At 72.0% G+C, this 10,425-nt stretch carries 11 protein-coding genes; 5 read left to right on the top strand and 6 right to left on the bottom strand.

The genetic code is table 11. From position 1 onward, the window contains the following. Nucleotides 1-96: 96 nt before the first annotated feature. The 6 genes from ABZ854_RS33400 to ABZ854_RS33375 form a co-directional block, all read right to left on the bottom strand. A complete protein-coding gene (locus ABZ854_RS33400) occupies nt 97-999 on the bottom strand; it encodes an LLM class flavin-dependent oxidoreductase (protein WP_361218660.1) in 903 nt (300 codons plus the stop codon). A gap of 42 nt (nt 1,000-1,041) precedes the next feature. Then, nucleotides 1,042-1,542 carry a hypothetical protein gene (locus tag ABZ854_RS33395; RefSeq protein WP_361218657.1) on the bottom strand — a complete coding sequence of 167 codons (501 nt, stop codon included), beginning with the start codon at nt 1,540-1,542 and terminating at the stop codon, nt 1,042-1,044. 33 nt (nt 1,543-1,575) lie between these two features. Beyond that, on the bottom strand, nt 1,576-2,124 hold the full coding sequence (locus ABZ854_RS33390) for an RNA 2'-phosphotransferase (RefSeq protein ID WP_361218655.1): 549 nt from the start codon (nt 2,122-2,124) through the stop codon (nt 1,576-1,578). Between the two features lie 41 nt (nt 2,125-2,165). Next, complete coding sequence (locus ABZ854_RS33385) at nt 2,166-3,224, bottom strand: MerR family transcriptional regulator (RefSeq protein ID WP_361218652.1); 1,059 nt, start codon at nt 3,222-3,224, stop codon at nt 2,166-2,168. Nucleotides 3,225-3,423: 199 nt separating this feature from the next. Next, the gene (locus ABZ854_RS33380) at nt 3,424-5,178 is read right to left on the bottom strand and encodes an SDR family oxidoreductase (RefSeq protein ID WP_361218649.1); all 1,755 of its coding nucleotides are present in this window, start codon (nt 5,176-5,178) and stop codon (nt 3,424-3,426) included. Then, nucleotides 5,175-6,020: a M24 family metallopeptidase gene (locus ABZ854_RS33375; protein ID WP_361218647.1), complete on the bottom strand. Its 846-nt coding sequence runs from the start codon at nt 6,018-6,020 to the stop codon at nt 5,175-5,177. The genes ABZ854_RS33380 and ABZ854_RS33375 overlap by 4 nt, the downstream gene beginning before the upstream one ends. A gap of 233 nt (nt 6,021-6,253) precedes the next feature. Here ABZ854_RS33375 and ABZ854_RS33370 point away from each other — a divergent pair, with 233 nt between their 5' ends. The 5 genes from ABZ854_RS33370 to ABZ854_RS33350 all read left to right on the top strand — a co-directional run bounded on the left by ABZ854_RS33370 (nt 6,254) and on the right by ABZ854_RS33350 (nt 10,127). After that, a complete protein-coding gene (locus tag ABZ854_RS33370; protein ID WP_361218666.1) occupies nt 6,254-7,246 on the top strand; it encodes an ABC transporter ATP-binding protein in 993 nt (330 codons plus the stop codon). Next, nucleotides 7,236-8,150 (top strand): ABC transporter permease subunit, encoded by a 915-nt coding sequence (locus tag ABZ854_RS33365; RefSeq protein ID WP_361218644.1) that lies wholly within the window; start codon nt 7,236-7,238, stop codon nt 8,148-8,150. The genes ABZ854_RS33370 and ABZ854_RS33365 overlap by 11 nt, the downstream gene beginning before the upstream one ends. Further along, nucleotides 8,147-9,058, top strand: coding sequence for an ABC transporter ATP-binding protein (locus ABZ854_RS33360; RefSeq protein WP_361218641.1), 912 nt, complete (start codon nt 8,147-8,149; stop codon nt 9,056-9,058). Before ABZ854_RS33365 ends, ABZ854_RS33360 begins: the two co-directional genes overlap by 4 nt. A 10-nt stretch (nt 9,059-9,068) precedes the next feature. Beyond that, on the top strand, nt 9,069-9,788 hold the full coding sequence (locus tag ABZ854_RS33355; protein WP_361218639.1) for an ABC transporter permease: 720 nt from the start codon (nt 9,069-9,071) through the stop codon (nt 9,786-9,788). A gap of 87 nt (nt 9,789-9,875) precedes the next feature. Beyond that, nucleotides 9,876-10,127, top strand: coding sequence for a hypothetical protein (locus ABZ854_RS33350; RefSeq protein ID WP_361218636.1), 252 nt, complete (start codon nt 9,876-9,878; stop codon nt 10,125-10,127). Nucleotides 10,128-10,425: the final 298 nt, after the last annotated feature.

Here is a 10,425-nt window from a genome sequence, read left to right as displayed (position 1 = left end):
AGCTCTTCCGATCTGCCGCAGCGCCGCAGCGCCGCAGCGCCGCAGCGCCGCAGCGCCGCAGCGCCGCAGCGCCGCGGCTCCCCGGTTGTCGGCTGCTCAGTTCAGCTGGGCGGGTGCCTCCAGGGCGATCTGCTCGAACACCTTGTGGTCGGCAGCGAAGTCCGAGTCGGGGATCGGCCAGTGGATCACGATCTCGGTGAAGCCCAGGTCGCGGTGGCGGCCGGCGAAGTCCACGAAGGCGTCCAGGGAGGTGAGCGGGTTGCCGCGGTCCGGGGTGAAGCCGGTCAGCAGGACCTTGTCCAGCTCGGACATGTCCCGGCCGGCCGTCGCGCACGCCTCGGTCAGCTTGCGCAGCTGGCCGCGCAGCGCCTCGACCGACTGCTCCGGGGTGCCGTCCTCGTACAGCTTGGGGTCGCCGGTGGTCACCCAGGCCTGGCCGTGCCGCGCGGCGAGCGCCAGCCCACGCGGGCCGGTGGCCGCGACCGCGAACGGCAGCCGGGGGCGCTGCACGCAGCCGGGGATGTTGCGCACCTCGTCCGCCGAGTAGAACCGGCCCTCGTACGTCACCGCGTCCTCGGTGAGCAGACGGTCCAGCAGCGGCACGAACTCGGCCAACCGGTCCGCGCGCTCGCGGGGGGTCCAGGGCTCCTGGCCGAGTGCGGTGGCGTCGAAGCCGGTGCCGCCGGCGCCGATGCCGAGGGTGACACGGCCGCCGGAGACGTCGTCGAGGGAGATCAGCTCCTTGGCGAGGGTCACCGGGTGCCGGAAGTTCGGCGAGGTGACCAGCGTGCCGAGACGTAGCCGGTCGGTGACGCCGGCGGCGGCGGTCAGGGTCGGGACGGCACCGAACCAGGGTCCGTCGCGGAAGGTGCGCCACGACAGGTGGTCGTAGGTGTACGCGGTGTGGAGGCCGAGCTGTTCGGCCCGTACCCAGGTCGAGCGGCCGCCTTCGCTCCAGCGGCGGTGGGGCAGGATCACGGTGCTCAGACGCAGACTCATGCGTCCGAGACTAAGCGGCTCCACCGCGCGGGGAGGAGGCGGTCACCGCACGCGGCCGCTCAGCCACGGGGTGAGCAGGACCCCGGGGACGTGCTCCTTGTGGGCGCGGTCGCCGGGCAGCGGGACGACGAGGCGGTAGCCGGGTGGGAAGAGGCGAGCGGTGACGTGCGCGAGGCCGCCGAAGACGGAGCGGAGGAAGGCCGGTACGTCCTCGCGCGGGATGTCGGGGCACTCGACGCCCTCGACGGTGATCAGCGCGTCGTCCTCCGGGTAGAGCCGGACGCTCACCCGGGGCAGGCCGCCGAACTCGGCGTACGCCTCGTGCGGCAGCGAACCGTCCGGGTCCGTGGTGACGCCGATGCCGGCGGAGCTGCGGCGGGAGGTCAGGTCGGCGCCGATGTCGTGCGTCACCTCGATCTCGCGCGCGTACTCGGTCGCGAGGGCGCGGAGTGCGGCGACGGCGGCTTCGGTCGTCGGCAGGGGGCTCGTGGAGTGCGGCGGTGCCGGCGTGTGGCCGGACGCGGGGTCTGATGAGTGGTCCATACCAGTGATCATGCCGGGCGGGGTGGTCCGATGTCAGTGGGGCCCGGGAAACCGCAGGTAGGCGGGCGGGACGGAGGCGGTCAGCCAGACTCCGTTGGCGCTGACGTGGAAGACGTGGCCGTCGCGGTGCATGGCGCCCGCGTCCACCGCGAGGACGACGGGGCGGCCACGGCGGGCGCCGACCCGGGTGGCGGTCTCGCGGTCCGCCGACAGGTGGACGTCGTGCCGGTTCATGGGCCGCAGCCCTTCGGCACGGATCGCGTCCAGGTTGCGGGCGACCGTCCCGTGGTAGAGGTACGGCGGCGGGGTCGCCGGGAGCAGGCCGAGGTCGACCTCGACGCTGTGGCCCTGGCTGGCGCGGATGCGGGTGCCCTCGACGGCGAAGCGTTGCTTGTCGTTGGCGGCCACCACGTGGTCGAGTTCCTCGCGAGTGAAGCGGAAGCCGTGGGCGGCGGCCGCGGCGATCAGGGTGTCGATCTCGACCCAGCCGGCCGGGTCGAGGGTGAGGCCGATGCGGTCGGGCTGGTGGCGCAGGTGCTTCGACAGGTACTTCGAGACCTTGACGGTGCGTCGGTCGTCCATCGCGCCGGTCCGGTCTGCTCTTCTTTCTTCTCTCTCTTCCTTCACTCCCCCAGCTTGGCGGTGGCGGGCGGGTCACGCAGGTCGTTTTCCCGGGAGGCGGCCGCTGACGCGGTCAGGTCGTCCAACGCCCGTGCCCTCGTCTCGCGTTCGGCGGCCAGGGCGATGAACGTGGACGCATGGTCCCTGCCGACGAGGTTCTCGACGGCCCGGACCGTCTCGGCGGGGAGGGCGACCAGGCGGGCGTCGGTGCTCGGTACCGAGGGGCCTTCGGCGCCGAGGTGTGTTCTGAGGTGCCGGGTGGCCATGTGCCGCATCGCGCGGGCCAGTTCGGCGTCCACCGTCTGCTGGGCGAGGGGGCGCAGACGCCGGATGAGCGTGGCCGCTTCGGCCGCGTGGGCGTCCGTGCGGTGGCCGGGGTCGTCGAGGTAGCGGGCGAAGACGTACTCGGTGGTGAACTCCAGGAAACGGGCGGCCATGTGCTCGACCTGGACGCGCAACTCCCGCAGGTGGCCGGAGATCGCGGAGAGGGGGACGCCGGAGGCGTGCAGTTCGGCCGCCACGGCGAGTTCCTGGGGGCTGGGCACGAGGAACGTGTCGGGGGTGTCTTCGAGGGGCTCCAGGACGCCCAGGTCGATGGCCTCGGCGACGGCGTCCGTGAGGGTGTCCGCGGCGGCGTCCGTGCCGGTGTCTGTGGCGGGGCCCGCGACTGCGTCCGTGGCGGCCTCCGCGGCCGCGCCGTCTGCGGGGGTGCCGGCGAAGTGGGCGAGGAGTTCGGCGCGGGTGATGCGGATGGGTTCCTCGTCCGTCCAGGGGCCCTCGACCTCGGTGACCAGGCCGAGGACGCCGCCCAGGCCGCGGCCGGTGTCCCAGGCGTCGAGGAGTTCCTTGATCGAGGCGAGGGTGTAGCCGCGGTCCAGCAGGTCGGCGATCTGGCGGAGGCGGGTGATGTGGGCCGTGGAGTAGAGGTTGGCGCGGCCCTGGCGTTCGGGGCGGGGGAGGAGGCCGCGGTCCTGGTAGGCGCGGATGGTTCTGACCGTGGTGTTCGTGTGGTGGGCCAGGTCCTCGATGCGGTACGTCTGTTTCGGCGGGGGGTCGGTCATGTGGGGGTTCCTTGGGTCGTGCCCGGAGCTGCCGCTGGGCGGGGCGGGTGTCGCTTACTGGCGCTTACCGGCGCTTACCGGCGCTTACCGGCGCTTCCCGACGCCGCTGCGCCCACCCGTGCCGCCCCTAGCGGCACGCATGCCCGCAGCTCGGTGCGGCTGCGTAGCGCGAGTGTCGCTTCTTGTGGTGCGTCTGCGGTCACAGCTTCGGTTCGACGCGGGCCAGGCGTCTCAACAGGCGGGGGGCGTAGCGGGAGAGGAGGTGGGAGCCCTTGGCCTCCGGGGTCACGGGGACGACGGCCTTGTTGGTCGTCACCGCGGTGAGGACGGCCTCGGCGACCTTTTCCGGAGGGTAGTTGCGCAGGCCGTACAGGCGGGCGGAGCGCTTTTGGCGGCGGCGTTGTTCGGCCTCGTCGACGCCGGTGAAGCGGGCCGTGGAGGTGATGTTGGTGTTGACGATGCCCGGGCAGATCGCGGTTACTCCGATGTCCCGCGCGGCGAGTTCGGCGCGCAGGCACTCGGAGAGCATCAGGACGGCCGCCTTGGAGGTGCTGTAGGCGGCCAGGGTCCTGGACGGCTGGAACGCGGCCGCCGACGCGATGTTGACGATGTGGCCGCCCTGCCCCCGCTCGGCCATCCGGGCCCCGAACAGCCGGCAGCCGTGGATGACACCCCACAGGTTGACGTCCAGCACCTTGCGCCAGTCGTCCGGCGTCGTGGTGAAGAAGGAGCCCGCCAGGCCGATGCCGGCGTTGTTGACCAGGACGTCCACCACGCCGTACTCGCGGTGGACCCGCTCCGCCAGCTTCTCCATGGCCTGTTCGTCGGAGACGTCCGCCGTCTCCGCCCACGCCTCGGGCGCGCCGATCAGCCGGGACAGTTCGGCGGTGCGGGCGGCGGCCTCCGTGTCGCGGTCGACGGCCACCACGCGCGCGCCCGCCTCCGCGAACGCGAACGCCGTCGCCCGGCCGATCCCGCTGCCCGCGCCGGTGATCAGCACCAGCTGTCCGCCGAAACGGTCGGAATGGCGGGCGGTCGTCTTGGGCGCCGGACGGTTTCCCTCCACAGCGGTCACGAACTGCTCGATCCAGGCGGCCAGTTGGTCGGGCCGGGTGCGGGGGACCCAGTGCTTGGCCGGGAGCGTGCGCCGGGTCAGCTGCGGCACCCAGCGCTCCAGGTCGTCGTAGAGCCGCTCGGACAGGAACGCGTCGCCCTGGGGGGTGATGAGCTGCACGGGCGCGTGCGCGTACGCGTCGGGGCGCGGCCTGCGCAGCCGGGCGCGGACGTTGTCCCGGTACAGCCAGGCCCCGTTCGCCGCGTCGGAGGGCAGTGAGGAGGTCGGGTAGTCGCCGCCGGGCGCCTTCTCGACCCGCTGCAGGATGCCCGGCCAGCGCTTGCCCAGCGGACCGCGCCAGGCCAGTTCCGGCAGCTTGGGCGTGTGCAGCAGGTACACGTACCAGGACTTGGCGCCCTGGCCGAGGAGCTGGCCCACACGGCGGGGCGTCGGCCGCTTCACGCGCGCGTCGATCCAGTGCCCGAAGTGGTCCAGGGACGGCCCGGACATCGACGTGAAGGAGGCGATACGGCCCTCCGTGCGGGCCACCGTCGCGAACTCCCACGACTGCACCGAGCCCCAGTCGTGCCCGACGAGGTGCACCGGCCGGCCGGGGCTGACCGCGTCCGCGACGGCCAGGAAGTCGTCGGTGAGCTTGGCCAGGGTGAAGCCGCCGCGCAGCGGCCGCGGTGCCGTGGAGCGGCCGTGGCCCCGGACGTCGTAGAGGACGACGTGGAAGCGGTCGGCGAGGCGGCCGGCGACCTCGGACCACACCTCCTTGCTGTCCGGGTAGCCGTGCACCAGGACCACCGTCGGCTGCCCGGGGTCGCCCAGTTCCGCCACGCACAGGTCGACGCCACCGGTCGACACCGTGCGCTCGCGCGCGCCCTTGAGACTCACTTCTCCTCCGCCCAGCGCCGCACGTGCGGCAGATCGTCGTCCAGCCAGAAGGCGCTCTCCTCGGGGTCCCGGGAGTCGGTGACCACCAGGATCTCCTCGAACTTCGCGCCCGTACCCCGGAAGCCGAGGTGGGGTTCGACCGCCCACAGGCCCGGCTGCGGCGGGTGGTCGGAGAAGCGGTACGGCGACCACAGGGGCGACCAGCCGTCCCGGTGGCCGTGCAGCGCGTCCGCGGCCAGGCCCTTCAGGGACTGCGTGCCGAAGCCGAAGAGATGCGGCGAGAAGCGGCGCTGCTTCACCCGGTCCACCTTGTGGGCGATCACCCCGAAGGGATACGCGCGGTGCCGGTTGGCGTAGCCCTGGCGGACCATGAGGCTGTCCACGTCCTCGTAGATCTCGCGCAGCGGGCGCCGCTCGCGCACCTCCCGCAGGATCAGCTCGCGGTGCGCCTCCAGGTCGGCCATCAGCCGGTCCTGCACGGGGTTGACGCCGAGCGAGCCCGAGTAGCCGATGTCCGCCGTGCACCCCTCGAACACCGGGGCCATGTCCAGGATCAACGGCATCCCGGGCTCCAGGCGGCGTTCGGTGGGGAAGAACTGCAGCGGGATGCGGAAGTTGACGAACGCGGTGCGGTCGCCGAACCACGCGAACGGCAGGTGGAACCAGTCCCGCACGCCCCGCTCGCGCAGCCACTCCCGCTGCATACGGGCCGCCTCGCGCTCGGTCACGCCCGGCTCCAGCCGCGCCGCGACCGCCTCCGCGCACTCGTAGGCGAGGCGCTGCACCCGCCTGAACCCCCGCAGCTCCGTGGAGCGTCCACTGCTCACTGCCGTCGTCGTCATGCCGCCCCGTCCGTCGACCCGGCACGCACCCGTACGCGCCTGTACGCGCCTGCACATGCCTGTACGTGTCCGTAACTTGACACTGGTGAATGTGACAGTTGTTAGAGGCTGCGTCAATAGGCGACCGCAGCCTGTGGACAACCGGGGTCGCGTACTACTGGAGTCTGACCCCAAGACGGCTCTGTGGTCTGACGCGGGGCGTGGCCGGGGTCACTACGGTCGGAGACGTGACTGTGATCGCGACCGAAAGCCTGAGCAAGCGGTTCCCCCGGGTGACCGCGCTCGACCGGCTGTCCGTGGACATCGGGGCCGGTGTGACCGGACTCGTCGGAGCCAACGGCGCCGGCAAGTCCACCCTGATCAAGATCCTGCTGGGTCTGTCCCCCGCCACCGAGGGCAGCGCCGAGGTCCTGGGCCTCGACGTCGCCACGAAGGGCGCCGCCATCCGCGAGCGCGTCGGCTACATGCCGGAGCACGACTGCCTGCCGCCCGACGTCTCGGCCACCGAGTTCGTCGTCCACATGGCACGCATGTCGGGCCTGCCGCCGACCGCCGCGCGCGAGCGCACCGCGGACACGCTGCGCCACGTCGGCCTGTACGAGGAGCGCTACCGCCCCATCGGCGGCTACTCCACGGGTATGAAACAGCGGGTGAAGCTGGCCCAGGCCCTCGTGCACGACCCGCGGCTGGTCTTCCTGGACGAGCCGACCAACGGCCTCGACCCGGTCGGCCGCGACGAGATGCTCGGCCTGATCCGCCGCATCCACACCGACTTCGGCATCTCCGTCCTGGTCACCTCCCACCTCCTGGGCGAACTGGAACGCACCTGCGACCACGTCGTCGTGATCGACGGCGGCAAGCTGCTGCGCTCCAGCTCCACCACGGACTTCACGCAGACCACGACGACCCTCGCGATCGAGGTCACCGACAGCGACACCCACCCCGACGGCACCCGCGCGGTCCGCGACGCGCTCCACGCGCGCGGGATCGACACGCACGACGAGGGGGCGGGCCTGCCGGGCGCCGGACACATCCTGCTGCTCACCGCCCCGGGCGAGGAGACGTACGACCTCGTGCGCGACGTCGTCGCCGACCTCGGCCTCGGCCTGGTGCGCATGGAACAGCGCCGGCACCACATCGCCGAGGTCTTCACCACCGGCAGCGACAGCCGCGGGACCAGCGAGCAGGACGAGCAGCGGAAGGAGGCCGTCGGCCATGGCGGTTGAGCACTCCCCGGCGGCGCCGCCCGGCGACCAGACCCGGATCCACGACATCGGCTACCGCGGCTACGACGGCCCCCGCCTGGGCCGCTCCTACGCCCGCCGCTCGCTGTACTCGCAGTCCCTGCGCGGCTCCTACGGCCTCGGCCGCTCGGTGAAGTCCAAGGTGCTGCCGATGCTGCTGTTCGCGGTGATGTGCGTACCCGCCGCGATCATGGTCGCCGTCGCGGTGATGACGAAGGCCCACGACCTGCCGCTCGCCCACGCCTACACCCGCTGGGCGATCGTCATGCAGGCCGTGATCAGCCTGTACGTCGCCTCGCAGGCGCCCCAGTCCGTCTCCCGCGACCTGCGCTTCAAGACCGTACCGCTGTACTTCTCCCGGCCCATCGAGACGGCCGACTACGTCCTCGCCAAGTTCGCGGCGCTGGCCTCGGCCCTGTTCATCCTCACCGGCGGCCCCCTGCTCGTCATGTACCTGGGCACGCTGCTGGCCAAGATGGGCTTCGCCCACGAGACCAAGCAATTCGCCCAGGGACTGGTGTCCGTGGCCCTGCTCTCCCTGCTGTTCGCCGGCATCGGCCTCGTCATCGCCGCCGTCACCCCGCGCCGCGGCTTCGGCATCGCCGCCGTGATCGCCGTGCTGATCATCTCCTACGGCGCGGTCTCCACCCTCCAGGCCATCGCCTTCCACCAGGACAACACCGGCGCCGTCCCGTGGATCGGCCTGTTCTCGCCCGTCACCCTGATCGACGGCGTGCAGTCCGCCCTCCTCGGCGGCGGCTCCTCCTTCCCCGGAGGCGTCGGCCCGTCCAGCGGCCAGGGCGCCGTGTACGTGCTGGTCACCCTCGGAGTGATCGCCGCGTGCTACGGCCTCCTGGTGCGCCGCTACAAGAAGGTGGGACTGTGACAACCCTCAGCATCGACCACGTCTCCCGCTGGTTCGGCAACGTGGTCGCCGTCAACGACATCACGATGACCATCGGCCCCGGTGTCACCGGCCTCCTCGGCCCCAACGGCGCCGGGAAGTCCACCCTCATCAACATGATGGGCGGCTTCCTCGCCCCCTCCACCGGCTCCGTCACCCTCGACGGGCAGCCGGTGTGGCGCAACGAGGCCATCTACCGGCACATCGGCATCGTCCCCGAGCGCGAGGCGATGTACGACTTCCTCACCGGCCGCGAGTTCGTCGTCGCCAACGCCGAACTGCACGGCCTGGGCGCCAAGGCGGCCCAGAAGGCGCTCGCCACGGTCGAGATGGAGTACGCGCAGGACCGGAAGATCTCCACCTACTCCAAGGGCATGCGGCAGCGCGTGAAGATGGCGAGCGCCCTCGTCCACGACCCGTCGCTGCTCCTGCTCGACGAGCCGTTCAACGGCATGGACCCGCGCCAGCGCATGCAGCTCATGGACCTGCTGCGGCGGATGGGCGACGAGGGCCGCACGGTGCTGTTCTCCTCCCACATCCTCGAAGAGGTCGAACAGCTCGCCCGGCACATCGAGGTCGTCGTCGCCGGACGGCACGCGGCCAGCGGCGACTTCCGCAGGATCCGCCGCCTGATGACCGACCGGCCGCACCGCTACCTGGTGCGCTCCAGTGACGACCGCGCCCTCGCGGCCGCGCTGATCGCCGACCCGTCGACGTCCGGCATCGAGGTCGACCACGCCGAGGGCGCGCTGCTCGTCCAGGCCGTCGACTTCGGCCGCTTCACCGCCCTGCTGCCGAAGGTCGCCCGCGACCACGGCATCCGGCTCCTCACGGTCTCGCCGTCCGACGAGTCCCTGGAGTCCGTGTTCTCGTATCTGGTCGCGGCGTAGGAGGCCGAAGATGTACGACCCCACCGTCGCCCGGCTCACCTACCGGGCCCTGCTCGGCCGTCGCCGGGCCCTCATCCTCGGCGCACTGCCGCTGCTGCTGATCGTGATCTCCGTGGCCGTACGCGGCCTGACCGGAGCCGACGACCAGACGGCCTCCGACGTCCTCGGCGGATTCGCGCTCGCCACGATGGTGCCGATCATCGGCGTGATCGCGGGCACGGGTGCGATCGGCCCCGAGATCGACGACGGCTCTGTCGTCTACCTGCTGTCCAAACCTCTGAAGCGGCCCACGATCATCTTCACCAAGCTGATCGTCGCCATCGCCGTGACCATGGTGTTCTCCGCCGTGCCGACGATGATCGCCGGACTGATCCTGAACGGCAACGGCCAGCAGATCGCCGTCGCCTACACGGTCGCAGCGCTCGTCTCCTCCATCGCCTACTCGGCGCTGTTCCTGCTGCTGGGCACGGTGTCGCGGCACGCGGTGGTCTTCGGACTCGTCTACGCGCTGGTCTGGGAGGCGCTGTTCGGGTCCCTGGTGCCGGGTGCGCGCACGCTCAGCGTCCAGCAGTGGTCGCTGGCCGTCGCCCACAGGCTCGCGGGCGGCGATCTGGTCACCTCGGACGTCGGCCTGCCGACGGCCACCGTGCTGCTGGTGGCGGTCACCGTGCTGGCCACCTGGTACGCCGGGCAGAAGCTGCGGACGCTGAAGCTGGCGGGCGAGGAGTAGGACGCCGGGCCCCGTCCGCCTTGACGGGGCCTTCACCCCCGCCCGGTCACACTGGGCGCAGCGGAGGTACGGCTGAGGAGGCCGCGGATGGCAGAGGAGACGCCGCCGGGGAGCGGTGCGGGCGGCGGGCGTGGGTCCGAGGGCGAACTCTGGGACGACGTCGTGCTGGACGAGGCCTTCATACGGGCCGCCGAGGCCGCGGAACCGTCCGCCCGCGCGCGGATGCTGGCCGCGCGGTGGCGTTCCGGATCGCCCGAGCCGCAGCCGTGGCGCTCCGACGAGCCGCCGGCGGGCTGGTTCTTCAGCAAGGGCCGGCGGCGCAGGTGGCGGCGCCGGTAGGGGCCGCTAATTCGGTGGCTTTCGACTCGCCGCCCGGGCACAGTGGTGCTGTCCGATCCGCCGGGAACCTCCGGTGGGATCCGTTCTGGGAGAAGTCGGCCGCTTCGAGCACGCGAAGCGCTGCGCTGCGCTTGCGTGGGCCGACGAGGGCCCGGCGCTGGGGCGGGCGGGGAAGCTGCGCGACTTGGCGCTCATGGTGCCGCCGCGCCCACCCGTGCCGCCCCAGCGGCACGACCGCCCGCGGCTCAGAAGAGACATCGCCCCGAAGGGGGCGCGGGGCTGTATAGATATGCGGCTC

Origin of the sequence: Streptomyces sp. NPDC047028 (assembly GCF_040644095.1) — a bacterium.
In the GTDB taxonomy this organism is placed as follows: domain Bacteria; phylum Actinomycetota; class Actinomycetes; order Streptomycetales; family Streptomycetaceae; genus Streptomyces.
This window is presented reverse-complemented; position numbering and strand designations above follow the sequence as displayed.